16 protein-coding genes are annotated in these 17,680 nt (G+C 45.1%); 10 read left to right on the forward strand and 6 right to left on the reverse strand.

Annotation, left to right across the window (positions count from 1 at the left end; all coding sequences use genetic code 11):
• Window positions 1–545: 545 nt before the first annotated feature.
• The 5 genes from ACRRS0_RS06420 to ACRRS0_RS06440 all read right to left on the reverse strand — a co-directional run bounded on the left by ACRRS0_RS06420 (window position 546) and on the right by ACRRS0_RS06440 (window position 7,420).
• Window positions 546–3,677: an efflux RND transporter permease subunit gene (locus tag ACRRS0_RS06420; protein WP_432454023.1), complete on the reverse strand. Its 3,132-nt coding sequence runs from the start codon at window positions 3,675–3,677 to the stop codon at window positions 546–548.
• Window positions 3,674–4,996 (reverse strand): efflux RND transporter periplasmic adaptor subunit, encoded by a 1,323-nt coding sequence (locus ACRRS0_RS06425; protein ID WP_432454022.1) that lies wholly within the window; start codon window positions 4,994–4,996, stop codon window positions 3,674–3,676. Before ACRRS0_RS06425 ends, ACRRS0_RS06420 begins: the two co-directional genes overlap by 4 nt.
• 109 nt (window positions 4,997–5,105) lie before the next feature.
• Window positions 5,106–5,474, reverse strand: a complete 369-nt coding sequence (locus ACRRS0_RS06430; RefSeq protein WP_432454021.1) for a hypothetical protein — start codon at window positions 5,472–5,474, stop codon at window positions 5,106–5,108.
• Between the two features lie 460 nt (window positions 5,475–5,934).
• On the reverse strand, window positions 5,935–6,279 hold the full coding sequence (locus tag ACRRS0_RS06435; RefSeq protein ID WP_432454020.1) for a hypothetical protein: 345 nt from the start codon (window positions 6,277–6,279) through the stop codon (window positions 5,935–5,937).
• 283 nt (window positions 6,280–6,562) lie between these two features.
• On the reverse strand, window positions 6,563–7,420 hold the full coding sequence (locus ACRRS0_RS06440; RefSeq protein ID WP_432454019.1) for an SDR family oxidoreductase: 858 nt from the start codon (window positions 7,418–7,420) through the stop codon (window positions 6,563–6,565).
• Between the two features lie 83 nt (window positions 7,421–7,503).
• On the opposite strand from ACRRS0_RS06440, the gene ACRRS0_RS06445 reads away from it, so the two are divergent.
• The gene (locus ACRRS0_RS06445) at window positions 7,504–7,917 is read left to right on the forward strand and encodes a winged helix-turn-helix transcriptional regulator (protein ID WP_432454018.1); all 414 of its coding nucleotides are present in this window, start codon (window positions 7,504–7,506) and stop codon (window positions 7,915–7,917) included.
• A gap of 231 nt (window positions 7,918–8,148) precedes the next feature.
• A complete protein-coding gene (locus tag ACRRS0_RS06450) occupies window positions 8,149–8,637 on the forward strand; it encodes an AAA family ATPase (protein WP_432454017.1) in 489 nt (162 codons plus the stop codon).
• Between the two features lie 208 nt (window positions 8,638–8,845).
• Here the strand turns inward: ACRRS0_RS06450 and ACRRS0_RS06455 are convergent, their stop codons facing one another.
• Window positions 8,846–9,388, reverse strand: a complete 543-nt coding sequence (locus tag ACRRS0_RS06455; protein WP_432454016.1) for a TetR/AcrR family transcriptional regulator — start codon at window positions 9,386–9,388, stop codon at window positions 8,846–8,848.
• Window positions 9,389–9,590: 202 nt separating this feature from the next.
• On the opposite strand from ACRRS0_RS06455, the gene ACRRS0_RS06460 reads away from it, so the two are divergent.
• The 8 genes from ACRRS0_RS06460 to ACRRS0_RS06495 all read left to right on the forward strand — a co-directional run bounded on the left by ACRRS0_RS06460 (window position 9,591) and on the right by ACRRS0_RS06495 (window position 17,667).
• Complete coding sequence (locus ACRRS0_RS06460; protein WP_432454015.1) at window positions 9,591–10,190, forward strand: hypothetical protein; 600 nt, start codon at window positions 9,591–9,593, stop codon at window positions 10,188–10,190.
• Between the two features lie 195 nt (window positions 10,191–10,385).
• Window positions 10,386–10,742, forward strand: a complete 357-nt coding sequence (locus ACRRS0_RS06465) for a GFA family protein (RefSeq protein ID WP_432454014.1) — start codon at window positions 10,386–10,388, stop codon at window positions 10,740–10,742.
• Between the two features lie 207 nt (window positions 10,743–10,949).
• Window positions 10,950–11,480 (forward strand): hypothetical protein, encoded by a 531-nt coding sequence (locus tag ACRRS0_RS06470; RefSeq protein ID WP_432454013.1) that lies wholly within the window; start codon window positions 10,950–10,952, stop codon window positions 11,478–11,480.
• Window positions 11,481–12,100: 620 nt separating this feature from the next.
• Entirely contained in the window at window positions 12,101–14,545 is a 2,445-nt protein-coding gene (locus tag ACRRS0_RS06475) for a beta-glucosidase (protein WP_432454012.1), read from the forward strand.
• Between the two features lie 451 nt (window positions 14,546–14,996).
• Window positions 14,997–15,191 (forward strand): hypothetical protein, encoded by a 195-nt coding sequence (locus tag ACRRS0_RS06480; protein ID WP_432454011.1) that lies wholly within the window; start codon window positions 14,997–14,999, stop codon window positions 15,189–15,191.
• Window positions 15,192–15,265: 74 nt separating this feature from the next.
• A complete protein-coding gene (locus ACRRS0_RS06485; RefSeq protein WP_432454010.1) occupies window positions 15,266–15,928 on the forward strand; it encodes a hypothetical protein in 663 nt (220 codons plus the stop codon).
• A complete protein-coding gene (locus ACRRS0_RS06490) occupies window positions 15,900–16,637 on the forward strand; it encodes a DUF3307 domain-containing protein (RefSeq protein WP_432454009.1) in 738 nt (245 codons plus the stop codon). The genes ACRRS0_RS06485 and ACRRS0_RS06490 overlap by 29 nt, the downstream gene beginning before the upstream one ends.
• Before the next feature lie 202 nt (window positions 16,638–16,839).
• Window positions 16,840–17,667, forward strand: coding sequence for a polysaccharide lyase family 7 protein (locus tag ACRRS0_RS06495; RefSeq protein WP_432454008.1), 828 nt, complete (start codon window positions 16,840–16,842; stop codon window positions 17,665–17,667).
• Window positions 17,668–17,680: the final 13 nt, after the last annotated feature.

Genomic DNA, 17,680 nt, shown 5'->3' on the forward strand with positions numbered 1-17,680 from the left:
CTGTATGCGGCCTTTTTAGTTTCTATTTTAAGCCAAAGCATGGGACATTTTTGCTTGAAGGTATGCTTTGATTCAGGAGATTCATCGCGATTTAATCTATGCGATGTTTGACATTCGCGTAATAAATTCTAGTTTGATTCGTTTTGCAGCCGAAACCTGATTTTGAATGAAAATTGGCTCGATGTGGTTATCGCAGCTGTAACTTTATTAGGTTTTATTGTGGTTGTTGGGCAAAGGCGTCAGGTGAAAGCTTGAAGCTTCGCCATGCTGGAAACTTTAATCATCGGTGTTTTCTTTGGATTACCCTTATACCTTTATCTAAAGGAAAAACAGTTTTTGAGTGCTGATTTTGGCTTGATTCTGTCGCTGAATAAAGGCAGATGAGGTGCTAAGAATTCTTTATTGAGCTTTTGTTCATGAGCCGTTGCGCAGCACACTATCATTGGGTTTCGCACAGATCACCCATCTTGACAGTGAGCGACGGACTTGTGCGCCGACACTTTGCCTAAGATGGGCTGCAGCAATGGCTTGTTGTCAGTTTTCTTTTACTCCGTTGTCATCGGTGGTTGGATATTTGCTGGTGATGGCACTTGATTAAACTTGCTCCAGTTCAAATCATCCAGTATTAACAGTACGCAAGGCACGATGATCGAAGCCAACAGGGTGGCCGAGATCAAACCAAAGGCGATACTGGCAATCAGCGGGATCAGAAATTGTGCCTGAGTGCTGGTTTCCGTTAATAAGGGCAATAAGCCGGCAAAGGTGGTTAAAGAGGTGATGAAAATCGCCCGAAAACGGTCGTGGACTGCGGCCTGACAGGCCTCCATCAAGCTTCCCCCTTGAGCGATATTTTGTTTCACAAAGTTCACCAGTAGAATATTATCGTTCACCACGATCCCGGCAAGGGTGGCAAAGCCAACCAAGCTGGGAATAGTTAAATCGAGCCCCATACCAAGGTGACCCCAGACGACTCCTATCCAGCCCATGGGGATGGCCAGCAATACCGCCAGAGGTTGGCTGTAACTTTGAAACAGGAAGGTGAGGATCAAGTAGATACCTATCACTCCCAAGATAAAGAAGGTTAATAACGAGCGACCGGTGTCGGCACTTTCCTTATCTTGCCCTTGCGAGACAAAACTAAGTTCGGGAAACTTCTGCTGCACATTGGGGACAAACTCTCGATAAAACTGCTGCATGATTTCTCTGGCATTGGCCACATTGGTATTAATATTACCCTGCACCGTGACGGTGTTATTGCCATTGATCCGGTTGATTCGTGAGTAAGCCTGTTGCTCGCTAAATTCAGCTACGCTGGAGAGTGGCACCAAACGCCCATTACTGGCAGTCACGGCTAAGTCTTTTAGCCCTTGTAAGCTAGCCTGGGCGGTGAAATCAGCGAGGCGCACCGTAATGTCTAGGGTTTCGGCCTGTTGAAACACCGTGAGCTCGGTACTGCCTTTAACCGCACTGCTTAGAGTTTGGGCAATTTGCGCGGCGTTCACGCCCATCACTCCCGCTTGATCTTTTAGGCTCACCAGGATCTCAGTTCTGCCTTTGCGCAGGTCGCTGGACAAGTTAAACACGCCATCGAAACCTTTCAGCCATTTAATCAGTGAGCGGCTCACCTGATCCAGATCATCTAAGGAAGCGCCTTGCACTCGAATATCGATACCATTGCCGGCAATCCCTCTTTCTTTATCGGTGAACTTGAGTGACACCACATCGGCGACTGGCCCCACTTTCTCTTTCCAGCTTTGGATCAAGCTCTTAATACTCTGTTGGCGAAATTGCGCGGGTAGCAGATCGGCACTCACCGTCGCCATATGAGGCCCCGATTCATTGGCGTCTAGATTACTGTTGTAAGTGATGGTCGTGCTATTAATTAGCGCTTCAGACTGAGGAAAAGCCTCGGCATAATCTTGATTCAGCTGCACTAAAGCCGCCGATACTTTTTCAACGACCGTTTCAGTTTGGCTGAGTAAACTGCCTTGTGAAAGCAGAATACGAGCCTGCAAGGTATCACTCTCCAAGGCGGGCATGGCCTTAAATTTCAACCAGCCGGCAGAGAAGGTTGCACTGGACACAAGCACTGCCATGAACAATAAACCTAAGGTGAAATAAGGCGCGCGCATCGCTTTCATCGACAGTGGGACAAACAGGCCATCTCTTAATTTTTCAAAGCCTGCAATAAAACGTGCGCGCACTGGATCCGGTTTCGCCTGCAAGTCACTGTGGGCAAGGTGCGAGGGGAGGATCAGCAGCGCTTCGACTAAGCTCACCAATAGGGTGATGAGTAAAATAATTGGTATATAGCGCAGTACTTCGCCCATTTTCCCGCTTAAAAACATCAACGGACCAATCACCATCAGAGTCGTGGCAAAGGAGGCCAGCACGCCGGGGAACACTTGTTTACTACCCACAATGGCCGCTTCTATCGGCGGCATCCCTGCTTGGCGCTTCGCGGCAATGTTCTCGGCAATAATTAAAGAATCATCCATCAATAAACCAATGGCGACGATCAGGCCGACCATGGTCATCATGTTGATGGTATAACCGAGCACGTGCATCACAAAAATTGAACCCAGAAAGGACACCGGTAAGCCCATCGCGACCCAAAAACTAAAGCGAATATTAAAGAAGGCCCATAACATCAGGAAGGCCAATAGCAAACCCTGTATGCCGTTGCTGCTAAGAATGCGTAAACGTTCTTTGATGTTGACACTAAGGTCTTGAGTGATATCGAAACTGACCCCCTGCGGTGCCATGGCTTGCTCTTTCGCCACTAAGCTCTCTAATGCCGCTTTGACCTTGAGCGAGTCTTGAGCGTTGCTTTTTGAGATCTGTAAGATCGCCGCGCGCTGGCCTTCGAATAATATTTTATCTTCATCGAGCGCAAATTTTTGCTCCACCTCTGCAATATCGCCGAGTCGCAGTTGGGAGCCCAATTCACTACTTTTAATGATGATGTTTTTTATTTCGTCGACACTGTTACTCTGTTGTACTAGGCGCACGCTGGTCTCAGCCAAGTCGCTGCGAAACACTCCGGCTGGCGCATTCAGGTTTTGTTGCTCAACCACCGCCGAGAGATCGGCAATACTCAGGCCATATTGTTTGAGCGTCCAGTCAGACACTCGAATTTCTATTTCTTGTTCGGAAAATCCGCCGACACTGACCTGAGCAATCATCGGATTGGCTTTTAAACGCTGCTTCACTGCTTGCGCAAACAGGTAAAGATCACGCGCCGACATATCGCCACGAATCGCCACACCGGCAACTGTGGCAACCCGGTCCAATTTACTGACGCTGATTTGTTCAACCCGTGCCGGAAAATCGTGAATGGCATTCACCTGCTGCTGAATGTCGGCGGTGATGATGTCGATGTCTTCGCCAGAATTAATTTCGGCATTGGCGATGGCTAAGTTTTCTCTGGCATCACAGCTGAGCTCTTTAATCCCATTGAGTTTGTCGATGGCATCTTCCAGTGGTAGGCAAATTTCTTCGAGTACCTCGTAGGGAGAAGCGCCGGGATAATTAACCCGAATTTCAACATCTTTAGTCGGGGTGAGAGGAAAGGTATCTTTCTGTAATTTGGGAAGCGCAAAGGCACCGAGTAACAGTAGCGCTAGCATCAATACATTGGCACCGGTGGCATGGCGAGCAAATAAGGCAATCATCATTGACCCTCCATACTTTGCGGCTTCGACGCTTTAAACCCAGTGGTTTTATCCAGCCATGCTTGAATTTTAGGATCGACCTGCGGTTTTAGTTGCATGCCTGTAACTGCCGGTGAAAGCTGACTTAAGACCACCTTATCATTGGCCTGCAGACCCGATTGGATCACCGCAATTTGCTGTTGAATAAAGGCGACCTTAACTGGCCGAATCACCAGTTTGCCTTCTTGACCGACCAGATAGACCTGATCATTGTGAACGGCATTGGCTGGGATCAGCAGCTGCTCGTTTAATACCGGTGCTTTGAGCGTGACTTGCACGAAGGTATCGCGGATCAACGGCGGTTTTTCACCGGGTTTGGCTTGCTGATAAGGATTATCGATGTGAACCACAATGCTTTGACTCTGGGTTTGCGCATCAATTTGCCCTCCGGAGCGACTGACCTGTGCCTGCCAATGGACCAGCTGTTCGCCCACCTTGAGTGAGACCCGCGCGCTTAAATTGTTATGCGCAGTATCTTCCATGGGCGCAAGGGCTGTGGCCTGATGTAGCGGGCGCATTTTGCCTAAGGGAAACTGAGCCTTAACCTCAACCGCACTGATCCCGTCGGCACGAAGTAAAGTTTGCCCCTTGCTAACGTATTCTGCCTTATCGACCAAGGTCTCGGTAATGCGCAGAGCAAAGGGGGCAACAATGCTGGTATTGATGAGGTCTCGCTCGGCCTGAGCCAACTGTATTTGTAAAACCTGCTGCTCCGCCTGATTGATCACCAGACTGTTTTTTAGGGTTTGCAGTTGCTGTTGGCTACTGAGCAGTTGGTGGCTTGCGTTGTCTTTTTCAGTTTTTGAAATGTGCCCGGTGCTGCTTAATTTTAGAATCCGCTGATACTCGGATTTTTGCAGCTCATATTCTTGCACGGCAATGTTCAGCGATTCGCTAATCGTGCGGTCTTTAAGCTGGGCCACTGCAATCTCGGCATTCAACTTCGCGACTTCCAGCTGATAAGTGGATGGATCGAGCTTGAGAATCACCGCCCCCTGCTGGATCACTCCGCCATCGGCAAAATCCTGATGGACCCAAAGAACTGTCCCTTCTAATTCTGCTTGCGCCTGCCACTGTTGCTCGGGTTCGGTGTAACCATAACCTTGTACCATTGGCTGAATTTTACGTGGCAGCACTTTAAGGACTCGCACCACCTTTTTGGGAGGCGCTTGAGAGGCCGCTGGCGGCTCGGCTTTCATACTTGAAGCAAAGGCAAGGAACAGGCCACCAAGTATCAGGGGGGGAATAATCACGAGTCTCTGCTTCCAGCTGAAGTGGGACATGTCGCTCTCCTTGGACAATCACATGTAATACGTGTTTTTTTGTGTTTTAAAAGTTGTATTTAAAGCTCTAAATAAAGAAGCCACTGGGTAAGCAGTGGCTTAGCTTCGATTAGAAGGCTCGTCCTTTTCCTTGGCCACCTTCTCTTTGACCACCTTGTCGCATTCCTCGTTGGTGATTTAATTCATTCTGGTCGAGGAATTGATCGCCATTACTATCTAGGCTTTCAAAGGTCGGCGAGTTGGCTATGTTTTTTAAATTGCGACCGGCTTCGGTTTGTTGTGCGATACGCTGGGCCTTAAAGGCATGAAACTCGTCTGCACTAATCCGTTGGTCCTGATTGGTATCCATTGTTGTGTAGGCTGGCATTTGTTGGCGCTGACTACTGTTGTTATTGCCTTTAGCTGTGGCATAAGCTCCGAGGCTAAGAACAAGACCTAAGGCGGCAATTGCTGAAATAGTTAATTTGCTGTTCATCATGTATCCCCTCTTGTTTAGTTATTTAAAGGATAGCGATTTGAATGTATGGCAACGTCAGTCAATGTAAATACTTGTAAAATATCAATTAAATAAGGGTGTAAATGGTATGTGTTCGTATTCTTGTTGGGTGTGAAGCGATGCTAAGTGCTGAGAAGGGAGGGTATCGTTTGGTGCCTTATTTAATGTTTGTTGTAACTCAATTAACCTTTCTTCAAATCGACTCAGATTGGTGATTGACACTCGGCTGCCAAAAAGAACTTGAGCTAACAAATGAGAAACCTGACAAATATGCCATTACCTTTTTTATCGTTTTCTTAGAACGATGGCGCTAAATCAGGAGATGCCATTGGAATACAAAGGCGTTAATCGGCCATTGTATTTTAAACATTTTCAGGATAAGCCCAGTGCGGAGCTGTATACAGGTGGAGGGGCCAGAGGTTAGATACCTGCGGCTACTTGATTATGTATTTGCGTTTTGTACTGTACTTATTTTTACCCAAAATGCTTCTTGGCAATGATTAATAAAATTTTTACGCTTTGGGTTAATGTCATAATCTTCAGGCTCAAATAAAACTTCATAATTGATAAAGGATTCTTCACAAGCCACTTCTGTATTCGAAGATTCAACGTCCTTCTCAATACTCTGCTTTATCGTTACACCATTTCTAAACTTAACTATTTGCTCTGAATATTGAGTAACAACCCCATCATCTTCAACTAACTCATTTACAAGATTTCGCTCAACAATCAATTGATTTTCGAGTGAGTTGGTTATTATCGATACATATGTAAATAAGTTGTTCATAATATAAATGCCATAAAATTGAGGCTCACATAACGCCGCACTCTAGCGAATCCCCTCATAATCCTTAGGATATTCATATAAGTAGAAGGACGATATTCAAAAGATATTCAAAGAGATATTCAAGACAGCCCCACCTTAGGGCTTCAATTGAACAACCCGCCAATTAGAATGGCGGTCTAAATATTTGTACTAGAATTTCGACTCATCGCTGAGGGCAAACTTGAGCGAGAACGCCGAAGTTTACCCCATTTACAATGTTATCGTGGACGCAGACCATTTGTCATCAAATGCCTTCAAGCGTGGCTTTGATGGTATCTTCAAGGGCAATGGTTGGACGACCAATGAGGCGTGACAGGTCGCGGCTTTCACTATAGAGTCCACCTTTGGCTGCACCAACCTCTGAATTAGCCAAAAGAGTGGCAAATCCTTCTGGTAAGCCCGCGCCAAGTAATAACTGAGCAAACTCTGCTTCTGGCATATCTTTATAAGCAATGACTTGGCCAGCTGCTTTGCTAACTGCTGCCGCGTATTCACTAAGTGTAAATGCTTTATCGCCGGCTAATTCGTAAACCTTACCTGCTTGTTTATCGCTGGTGAGCACTACCGCTGCGGCTTCTGCATAATCGAGGCGGGGAGCGGTTGAATATTTACCGTCAGCTGAACTACCACATATCACACCGTGGGTTAGGGCCATAGGAATATTCATTGTGTAGTTTTCGGTATACCAGCCGTTGCGCAATAGGGCGTGAGGGATCCCTGATTCTGCTAATAGTTTTTCCGTTGCAATATGATCTGCTGCCAGTGCTAAGGGGGAGCTATCCGCGTTTAATAGGCTGGTATAGGCAATAAAAGGGATGCCCGCAAGTTTGGCGGCGGTAATGACATTGTGATGCTGAGATTGTCGATTCTGCATATCACTTGAAGAAATCAATAATAACTTAGTGATACCTTTAAATGCTGTGTTCAGTGTTTCTGGTTGATCGTAGTCAGCAAGTCGGAGCTGGATCCCTTTTTCAGCGAAGTCTTTTGCGTTGTCAAGGTTGCGCACGGCAGCAACAATTTGACTGGCATCGGTTCTTTTTAATAGAGCGTCAATTACTAAACGTCCAAGTTGACCAGTGGCACCTGTAATTAAAATCATATTTTCTCCTATTAATTTTCTCGCGTTGAGGCGTAGAATAAACGACTCGCTAACATATAGTAAGTACGCACCAAAAGGTAAGTATGAAAAGAGTGGATGAAGAATATGGCCAGCAGCCAAAAGTAGGGTTTTCAGAGCGTTTCACCCGTGGTGATGTTTTTTCTGCTCAATGCCCCTCACGCGAAGTCTTAAAACATATCACCAATCGGTGGGGCGGCTTGGTGCTGATAGCCCTTAAACTGAACCAAGGACCAGCTTATCGATTTAGTGAGTTACGCCGTCTTATCCAGGGGGTGAGTGAAAAAATGTTGGCACAAACCTTAAAAATGCTGGAACAAGATGGTTTTGTACAGCGTACTGATTTTCAGGTTGTACCACCTCATGTGGAGTATAGTTTAACGCCCTTGGGTGCCGAAGTTGCGGTGCATGTGGTGGGTTTGGCGGATTGGCTCGAAGAGCATATTCAAGACATTTTGTCGCATCGCAAGCTAAGCTGATTCCGGCGTGCCACCATTAAAAATGGGTCCTTGTTTAATCCGTTCCGTGGTGAAGGAGCGCCTCATTTGTTTGTTGCAGTTTATGATTCGCTTTCCATCGCCAAAAGGAGAGTGCTTTACAAGTATAGGGGGGAAGATTTAGTCTCTCTTGCGAGACTAAAGAGTTATTCTTCGTCCTTTAAATTGCAAGCCATGATTCTCGGTCTCGAAACGAATTTAGGAGAAAACTTAATGAAGCAAGTGGGGCGGGTTTACCTGTTATGCGGAAAAGTTGCGAGTGGCAAGACCACCTATGCCAGAAAACAGGTTCAGCAAGGGAGGGCTATTTTGTTGTCGTTAGACGAGTTACATCTTAGTATTTTTGGCCCAGAGCCAACTCGAGAGCAAATTGACGATAGCTATGATAGTTGTTGTGCTTACCAACAGAACTTAGCCTTAAAGTTATTAAATTTGGGGATCGATGTTTACATCGATTGGGGTTTTTGGAGCCGAGCCGCACGCGTACAAGCGAAGCGTTTTTTTGAAGCGCAAGGTATGGTGGTTAGCATGATTTACTTTTCGCTGACCGATGAAGAGCGCCTGGCGCGAAACCGCCTACGCAATGCGGACTCTGATCCCCATTCTTTTAAAATAGAAGAAAAGGATGTGAGTTTGTTCGATAGTTACTTTGAAACACCGAGTCCTGAGGAATATGACCTTGTGATTGGGGCTGAGCATTAAGTCTTGGTTTTTATTGTATCGCTTGATATGAATCGGGTTCGCACGACATTATGATTTGTTTCGGCTGCTGCTTCGCCCTATGACTAGTATTTAGTCTAGGCAAAGCATCCGTTTAGAGCACTATCGGTGAGATTGCCGAAGTGACTCTATTAATGGCTGTCGTTTGAACTTGTGACAGAACAGACTTTTTAAATCTACTGGAGCAGTGCTAAGGCGTATTGAGCGCACTTAACAGCCAAATTTTAGCTTCATCCCAAGTGGTTGTTTGCCCATCCATTAAACGGCCCAACATCACTCCCATCAAAATGTGGTAGGTTTTTTTTGCTGATTGCTCTCCGACATATTGAGCAATGAGTTCAAGGTACTTTTTTTCGGCGAGTTGCATATGCTGATCAGCACGAACTTGCTGGCTATTCATGCCTCGAATGTAGTCGAGTACTAACCCTATTTCATTAGCAAACCGTTGTTCAATTTGTTGCATCAGTGATAGCAGCGCATCAACTCGTTCAGTTAAAGGCGCGGTTAAGCAGAGCTGCGATAATTGCATGCCTTGCAGAGTGATGGCCTCGAGACTTGCAGAAAATAAACTCTCTTTACTAGGAAAGTAATGGTATAGCGCGCTTTTCGACAAGCCTAATTCTAGAGCCAGTTGGCGCATGCCAAGTTGTGAGTAACCGTGCTTTAAGAACAGCTGTGCAGCTTGCGTGGCAAGCTTTTGTTGGTACTGCTGGCGATCGACAATTTTGGGCATAACCTGTCCTTTTATAGTCCGTTTGGACTATAAGTCTTTGGCAAATCAGTCGCAAGCTGATATTTTATAGTCCAGTTGGTCTAAAATGCCAAGTGCTTAAGTACAATCCCAGATCATGAACTGCTGTATATCATGCTATTGCTGCTTATTTCGATTTTAGACCTCTGAATATTGGCTCACAGATAAGCTCGAAAGGAATTATATGATGTTTATTAATTGGCGTTATCCCCAACCTCGCCGCGGTCTTGCTGGCGCGATCGATAAATTTATTGGCCCTGGAGCTACTCGGGCTGAGTGGGGCTTGCAAACCATCATTCCAGCTGTTGCTGCAATTGCCGCTTTACTGAACGCTTGGCAACTTGGTGCTGAGTGGACTTGGTGGCAAAACATAGTGGCGGCCTTGATTGCATTTGATGTGATGGGTGGAATTATTACCAATGCTACTTCTAGTGCAAAGCGCTGGTATCACCGAGTGGGGCAGGGACGCAAACAACACCTGAATTTTATTGCGCTGCATTTTCTCCAATTGAGTTTGATTTCGTGGTGTTTCTTAGATTTTGATTTTGTCTGGATTGGTATTGCTGGGCTTTATATGATGGGTGCGGCTTGGCTGATTTTAACGACCGTTTTATATTTGCAAAGGCCTATGGCGATGGCCTTGTATTCTGGAGCCTTGTTGATTTCGCTCTATGTATTACCCGCAGCCTTAGGTCTCGAATGGTTTTTACCGATGTTTTATCTTAAGTTGTTGGTGAGCCATTTACCGCAAGAAGAGCCTTACCGGCCAAGCGATGAAGTGTGATTGTGGTTAACGATAGATTTATTGTGTCTTGGCTAAATGCTTTATTTGGGTAAGCGCTTTGATGTATTGATCGTTGTGGTTGATAGTTATCGTAAACTTTCGACATCACTCGATACAGAGGTTGAATTCGGTGCTGTGCAATGGTAATGCTATTTATCCATTTAGGGTAGATGGCTTAAATATCAAGGGATAGTGATGAAACCAGCGAAGGAATACATTGGCAGTTGCCACTGTGGTTCAGTTAAGTTCAAAATAAACAGTGACTTTAGTGAACTAACGACCTGTGATTGTTCTATTTGTCGACGTAAAAACGCTTTAATGGTGAAGGTTCATGAAACTGAGTTTACTCTACTTACCGGTGAGTCATCGTTGAGCGAGTATCAATTCCATAGCCATACCGCGAAACATTTTTTCTGTAAAATCTGCGGTATTTACCCGTTTCATCGAAAGCGGGTGACGCCTGATTATCTTGGGATCAATGTGTTTTGCCTGGATGATTTTGAGCCCAAAGATATACCTGTAAGAGCAACCGTTGGCGCAGGCATGAAATGAAGCGTATACCAAGCCTAAATGACTAAACTGTGAGAGTTTACTGCACTAATTTATTATTGGTGCCTTATCACGCTTGATTCTACTACATGCGTCATAACAAAGGGTGATGAGATAACGATCTCTTTGCTCACTATTTCACCGATATACTCATAGAAAATATAGTATTTTTTGTTATTAAGATTAACTTTCTTCTTAAAGGATATGCGTATGGGCATTGCAGTTGTCATTGCCTTGTTGGCTATCATTATCTTGATGTTTTTTTATTGGCGAACCGAAAGCCGCCAAGCACAAAAGCCCTTCAATAAAAGTGAGATTGAAGCGTGTGTTGCGCAATGGAAAGACTGGATTGAAGTCTGCAATTCAGAGTTTAAACCGATTTTTCAAGGCAAGGCTCTTGGTCAGGCCGATGGATGGGAGGGACTTTTGTTGGTAGGCGTTTTGATCGAAGATAATATTCCTGCGCCGCTTGCCCAAGCCCTTAAGCGCAGGAATCCCGCATGCACCTCGGAAGGGCAGTTCTTGGTTCGCTGTTTGTCAGCTCACGATAAAGATTTCATCATGTCTGGGATTGAACCGCCAGAGAGAATTACTATGCTTGAATCACTTCTTGTTGCGTCAGATAAAATTGAAAGTCGGATTGTCCTGAATTCTGAATACCTTGACGCTATAGACATTCCCGAAGGGATCCTGCAATTCGATACTATTTGGCAAAACTCAAGCAAGCAGGCCGCCGGATAATAGGTGGCTTCGACCATCATTGACGCCTCTATAGTGTCAATGATGGTGATAACTAATTCCCCTCCCTTAAACAACCAATCTAAGCTGCTACACGGATCCCTTTTAAAATAAGTTGTGTTTAAAGGTTTCGCTGTTGAGGTGTCTTCGGTCACTCCTTATCCGCTTATTTATTAACGAAAATTTATATTACCCAGTTATTGGAGTGGTTCATGGCGAACCTCTGCCAATTTTTAAAAGAAAGGCTTGAGTGTCTTTGCTCGCTTCACTTTACGGCACACTGCTGGCTGCGCCTAGTAAGCTTTTATCTGGAACATATCAAGTGTCAAAATTAAACGGGTCAATCATTCCTTGCTATATGTGACAATTTGTAACCAATTGTAATTTTCCCTAGCACCTCTTAAAACAAAGTTTTAGCCCCTCAAAGGTAAATTTTGCTCCTCTGGGTAAAGCTTATGGTGGTCTTTACTCTATAGAATCAAATGGTTGTAGATTAGCTGTGTGTTGAAAAAATATGCGCGATATCGTCATTGAGAGAAATTCTTTGGATGCGCTTCCATATTCATGTCACCAGCAATTTTACCGTATAAAAACTAATAAAATTAGATCAAGGAGTGAAGGATATGTTAGAGCTAAAACCCAAAGTAGGTCTTGTTGCATTGGCCGTGACCATTACTTTGAGTGGCATGATTGCTGGGTGTAACGATGATGACGAAGTCACAGTAGACAGAACCAGTGACACTTATTATAAAACACTCGCAGAATCTATGCTTAAAGATTTGAGCATCAGTGAGAAGCTCGATATTGTTGCGGGCCCTGGGATGGATTTAAGCACTTATGCTGGGATCGATCCAATTAACCTACCTGAAGAGAAACAAGTAGACGGTGTCGCGGGCTATATTAACGGGGTAAGCAGTGATAGTTTAAGTATCCCGGCGGTTAAATTAGCCGATGGCCCCGCTGGTTTACGTATATCCCCAACCAGAGAAGGGCTTGGTGGTACTTACTATGCAACGGCTTGGCCTATCGGGACCTTACTTGCTTCCACCTGGAATACCGAGCTAGTTGAGCAAGTAGGCCAGGCTCAAGGGAATGAAGTTTTAGAATATGGCGTGGATATACTGTTAGGTCCCGGCATGAATATTCAACGTAACCCTTTATCGGGTCGAAATTTTGAGTATTACTCTGAAGATCCGGTTTTGTCGGGGATGATCGCTTCGGCTATGGTGAACGGTCTTCAGTCTAATGGCATCGGCGCAACTCTTAAACACTTCTTCGCAAATAATGCCGAGACCAATCGCTTCTTTCTTGATTCAGTTGCCGATCCCAGAACACTTCGAGAAATTTACTTAAGAGGTTTTAAAATCGCGGTTGAGCAATCGAAGCCGTGGGCAATCATGAGTCCTTACAATTTGATTAATGGCACTTATGTCAATCAACGCGCAGATATACTTACCGATATTCTACGCAACGAATGGGATTACACCGGCTTGGTCATGTCAGATTGGTTTGCTGGCAATGTTGCAGGATTTTCAACTGACTTTTCCGGCATGGTTGGACGGGATGAAGACTCAGCTGGCAAACAAATCGCGGCTGGCAATAATTTAATTGAGCCTGGTAATTTGAAAGGTGATTTAGAAGCTGCGCTTGAAAAGGGTGTGTTAACAGAGGAACAAGTCGATACCAGTGTGGTGGCGATTTTAACCCAAGTACAAAAAACACCGTCTTATAAACAGTATGACTATTCAAACAATCCAGACTTAAATAGTCACGCGGCGCTTGCGCGAGAAGCGGCTGCAGAAGGGATGATTCTTTTGCAAAATAATGCTTCAGCCTTACCGTTGAGTAAAGGTAAAAGCTTAGCCTCATTTGGGACTGTGCAAATTAATACCTTAAAAGGCGGCACCGGTAGCGGCGATGTGAATGCGGCTTATACCGTTGATATTGCCAGTGGTTTGGCACAGTACTACACCTTAAATGCTGACTTGAAAACTTTTTATACGGATTACTTCAACGAAAACAGTTACAGCAAACAAGCCTTGCTTGGCAGCTATCTTTTTGCCGATGAACCTTCGGTTTCTGATAACGCAAACTTACCAACGCTGATCGCAGAAGCGGCTGAATCAAACGATGCAGCAATCATTACCTTGGGGCGTCAGGCGGGTGAAGGTGAAGACCGCACCAATACTCAAGGAGACTATCTGTTAACGGATGAAGAATTGGAAATCATTGACGCAGTATCCAGTGCCTTCCACGCCAAGGGTAAAACGGTCACCGTGGTACTGAATGTTAACGGCTTAGTCGATACTTCGCAGTGGGGAAGTAAAGTTGATGCCATTCTTCTCGCCTATATGGGGGGGCAAGAAACTGGGGTCGCGGTTGCTGATATTATCTCGGGTGAGGTCAATCCGAGTGGTAAATTGGCGCAAACCATACCTGCTTCTTATGCTGATGTACCATCGGCAACAACTTTCCCCGGTGTCGATGTTGATGCCGATGGGCTGGCGGATAAGTCGTATTATAACGAGGGCATTTATGTTGGTTATCGATACTACACCTCGTTTGATAAGAGTGTCGCCTACCCATTTGGTTATGGTTTGTCGTATACCGACTTTAGTTATAGCGATACTGGCATCAGTGTAAACACTTTTGCTTCCGATGGTGCGTCTGGCCAAGTCACCGTGACCGCAACGATTAGCAATGTAGGCAATGTGGCAGGAAAAGAAGCGGCTCAGGTGTATGTTTCAGCACCCGAAGTTAAGTTGAAAAAACCAACTATTGAGCTAAAAGCATTTGCTAAAACTAAACTTTTAAATGCGGGTGAATCACAAACTTTAAGCTTTAACATCTCGGCGGAGACTTTGGCTAGTTTTGATGCTGAACATCATCAATGGATTGTTGAACCCGGTACCTATCGTGTTTATGTTTCACCATCATCAGATGTCTCAAATGTAGCACCGCTTACCTTCTCGGTTAATCATGAGATTGTGATTAGTGAGACCACTCCGGGGGCGCTTGCCTTAGCTGAAGGGGTTGTGGCCAGCGATTTTATAACTATAAACGAGTAGCCTCTCATTAAATGCTTTAACTTGGCTGAATCGTGATGCTGCGTACTCAAAGTGAGTAGCATGTCAGAGGAACTAAGTAGCATTTTTTAAGAGTTTGCCCTAGGTCGTACTGGCCTAGGGCCTTTTTATTTATATCGAGCTTAGCGATTTCTATTGCCCAGACTGTTGTTTGTTTAGCAGGCTGGTGCGATAAGTTTCATCACTCCCGCTAGTTGATCATAGCAAAATCATCCTCAATGAATTTACCATTCAGGATATAAACACTGCCATTTGTATAACAATAAAATGAAATCCTTTTCAATCACAAATTGGAGATGTTTATTTGACTGAAGCCTCAGTTTGTTTGTTTTCATGCGCACTTTTTCAGAAGAGTCGATTATGGTCAGTCTGGAAATGACCGAAAGAGTCATTAGAGCTTGGCTAACAGATACATTCGAATTAAGGAAATATCATGAACAAGGTAGTTTTACTGGGGCTGTTAACCGCTTCTCTTTCTGCTCAGGCAGAATGGGAATTCCGGGGAACCCCTAATGGTTGGCAAAACACGCCACTGGAGCAGCTTGCAAGCAATCACTATCAAACTTGCCAAAGTTTTGGTAACAGTGATCCTCGCTTTAAAATCGTTTACATTGCAAAAAGTAACTAAATAAGGTTACTTTTTACAATGTAATCTATTTGAGTTACTATTCATTGAGGGGACCCTCCAATTAAAGGATGTTTATGGCCGATGTTGCAGTGTTAAGTGGAGATATTGTGGGCTCCAGCGACTTACCAGCGGACATTTTTGCTGAACTGATTGAGTGCTTAAACCAAAGCTTAAGCTTACTTTGTGAGCGTTATGATGCGCGTTATGAAATGTTCCGTGGTGATGCTTTCCAACTGGTGGTGAATCAGCCTAGTTGCGCTATCGACTGCGCTTTAACCATCCGCTTAGCCTTAAAATCTTTTGGTTCGAAACGGCAAGGTTTTGATGCTCGCATTGGCATCGGGATTGGCCAAATCGACCCTTTAGATGAATATGTGTCGCGTTCTAGTGGTCAAGCCTTTGTGTTATCGGGGCGCGGTTTAGATAGCTTAAAGCGCCAGTATTTAGCCATTTTTGCCGACAATCCGCAGTTTTTACGTGGGATTGACTTACTCACCAAGTTTGTTGATTTGCAGATCCAAGAGCTTACAGTCAAACAAGCCCACGCCTTAGCCACTTATTGGCAGCTCAGCGAGCCAAGCCATGCGGCCTTAGCCAAGTGTTTGAATAGCTCCCGAGTCAATGCCACCAAATTATTGAATCAATCACAGTATTTGCTTCTCGACGAATACCGCCAACTATTTAGGCAACTTACGGAAGAATTTTTTAATGGAACCCTTACTATTGATGCTCACTAGTGTGGGCTGCGCTTATGTTGTATTTGAATTTTATCTCAGTCCTCGACGTTGGCCCGAGCAGATCCAACAGACTAAGTTACGCGCTGCAGCCTTGTATATACGCGCTTTATTTATCACGCTGTTATTTGCGGGCATTACCAGCTTGTTTATCGGCGTTTCGATACAGTTAGCACTGGCTTGTATCACCTTGTTCTTTGCAAGCCTCATTATTCCTTTAGTTGGCGCTTACTTACCTTTGAGTGCCGCCTATTTATTCGGACAACAAATTATTCATTTGGCCGTATTAATGGTGTTATTGGTTGATTTAACCAACCATTGGGAAGGCTTTACCCAAAAGTTGCTGCAACTGGTCGATGCGGGTGGCCTGCTGGTGGTGCTGGCTTACCTGTTGGTTCTTAAACCCAGTTCATGGTTGCTGGCATTGTTATTAAAACGCTGGACCCCCAGTGTTCCGTCGAGTCAACCGACCCTCGATTCGGCGGGTCAGACAATTGGTATGGTCGAGCGCAGCTTAGTGCTCACTTGCGTACTGATAAACCAGTTTGCCGCCATCGGCTTTATTGTGGCGGCGAAGTCGATTTTTCGCTTCGGTGATTTAACCGGGAACAGTGATCGCAAACTCACGGAATACGTGATGCTGGGAACTTTGTTAAGTGTTGCGATTAGCGTATTTGTCGGTTTGGCGGTAAAGGCTTTGATCGGAAAATAGCGGCTGTATGGCCAGTTTTTTTGTTGCGCGCAGGCCAAAGGCATCGAGTATAGTTTAAAGTGTTTTTCTTGAATTGTATGATAAATCGAGCGTTGTCAAATCATCGTCTACGCTTTTTCGTTAGACTAAGCAAAGTCTTAATTCCGGTTTGGTGAAAACTTAATTGAAAATAGTCTCCGTCTTTAATATGACTCTGTTACTTATGTTTTGGGCTTCTAATGCTCAGGCGGTTATTGACCTACAGCGTTGGATGCTAAGTATTCCGGTTGATGAGACGCACAATGGCCGAGCCGATAATATTAAAGAGCGCGAGTTGGTTGCGGGCTTTGCGTATTCACCTTATTTTGAAGTGAAAGCCGACCGCTTGGTATTTCGCTCGCCCGTTCAGGGGCCAAAAACTTCATCGAATACCAGCTATACACGTTCGGAGTTACGCGAAATGCTGCGCGCGGGCGATAAGCAGATCAAAAGCCAAGGGGTGACGCGCAATAATTGGGTGTTTTCTTCAGCACCGGAGCAAGATCAACGTTTAGCGGGCGCGGTTGACGGGGTGATGGAAGCCGAGCTTGCGGTTAATCATGTCACGACTACGGGTGATAAACGTCAGGTGGGGCGAGTGGTGATCGGGCAAATCCATGCCAACCACGATGAACCAATTCGGCTCTATTATCGTAAACTGCCACAACATCAAAAAGGTTCTATTTATTTTGCACATGACCGCATTGGTCGAAAAAATCAGTGGATTGAAATGATTGGCAGCAAGTCTAGCTCAGCCCCGGAACCGGAAAACGGGATTGCGCTGAATGAGCGTTTTACTTACCGCATTGCGGTGAGAGGCAACTTGCTGACGGTTACGCTGAAAAAAGCGGGCGATGAGGATATCGTGCAACAGCTCGATATGTCGTACAGTGGTTATGATCAAGGCGGTCAATATATGTACTTTAAGGCAGGGGTATACAATCAAAATAAGTCGGGTGAGCCAGACGACTACGTACAAGCAACGTTTTATCGTATAGATGTTTCTCATTAAAGGCTTAAGGCGC

The organism is Agarivorans sp. QJM3NY_29, assembly GCF_050870835.2.
GTDB lineage: Bacteria > Pseudomonadota > Gammaproteobacteria > Enterobacterales > Celerinatantimonadaceae > Agarivorans.

What these genes read in the sequence shown, in the direction of transcription:
- ACRRS0_RS06485 (WP_432454010.1), top strand. Translation starts at nt 15,266, where the DNA reads ATGGCCGATGTTGCAGTGTTAAGTGGAGATATTGTGGGCTCCAGCGAC.
- ACRRS0_RS06475 (WP_432454012.1), top strand. Translation starts at nt 12,101, where the DNA reads ATGTTAGAGCTAAAACCCAAAGTAGGTCTTGTTGCATTGGCCGTGACC.
- ACRRS0_RS06495 (WP_432454008.1), top strand. Translation starts at nt 16,840, where the DNA reads ATGTTTTGGGCTTCTAATGCTCAGGCGGTTATTGACCTACAGCGTTGG.
- ACRRS0_RS06455 (WP_432454016.1), bottom strand. Translation starts at nt 9,388, where the DNA reads ATGCCCAAAATTGTCGATCGCCAGCAGTACCAACAAAAGCTTGCCACG.
- ACRRS0_RS06465 (WP_432454014.1), top strand. Translation starts at nt 10,386, where the DNA reads ATGAAACCAGCGAAGGAATACATTGGCAGTTGCCACTGTGGTTCAGTT.
- ACRRS0_RS06430 (WP_432454021.1), bottom strand. Translation starts at nt 5,474, where the DNA reads ATGATGAACAGCAAATTAACTATTTCAGCAATTGCCGCCTTAGGTCTT.
- ACRRS0_RS06420 (WP_432454023.1), bottom strand. Translation starts at nt 3,677, where the DNA reads ATGATGATTGCCTTATTTGCTCGCCATGCCACCGGTGCCAATGTATTG.
- ACRRS0_RS06480 (WP_432454011.1), top strand. Translation starts at nt 14,997, where the DNA reads ATGAACAAGGTAGTTTTACTGGGGCTGTTAACCGCTTCTCTTTCTGCT.
- ACRRS0_RS06435 (WP_432454020.1), bottom strand. Translation starts at nt 6,279, where the DNA reads ATGAACAACTTATTTACATATGTATCGATAATAACCAACTCACTCGAA.
- ACRRS0_RS06445 (WP_432454018.1), top strand. Translation starts at nt 7,504, where the DNA reads ATGAAAAGAGTGGATGAAGAATATGGCCAGCAGCCAAAAGTAGGGTTT.
- ACRRS0_RS06460 (WP_432454015.1), top strand. Translation starts at nt 9,591, where the DNA reads ATGATGTTTATTAATTGGCGTTATCCCCAACCTCGCCGCGGTCTTGCT.
- ACRRS0_RS06440 (WP_432454019.1), bottom strand. Translation starts at nt 7,420, where the DNA reads ATGATTTTAATTACAGGTGCCACTGGTCAACTTGGACGTTTAGTAATT.
- ACRRS0_RS06450 (WP_432454017.1), top strand. Translation starts at nt 8,149, where the DNA reads ATGAAGCAAGTGGGGCGGGTTTACCTGTTATGCGGAAAAGTTGCGAGT.
- ACRRS0_RS06490 (WP_432454009.1), top strand. Translation starts at nt 15,900, where the DNA reads ATGGAACCCTTACTATTGATGCTCACTAGTGTGGGCTGCGCTTATGTT.
- ACRRS0_RS06470 (WP_432454013.1), top strand. Translation starts at nt 10,950, where the DNA reads ATGGGCATTGCAGTTGTCATTGCCTTGTTGGCTATCATTATCTTGATG.
- ACRRS0_RS06425 (WP_432454022.1), bottom strand. Translation starts at nt 4,996, where the DNA reads ATGTCCCACTTCAGCTGGAAGCAGAGACTCGTGATTATTCCCCCCCTG.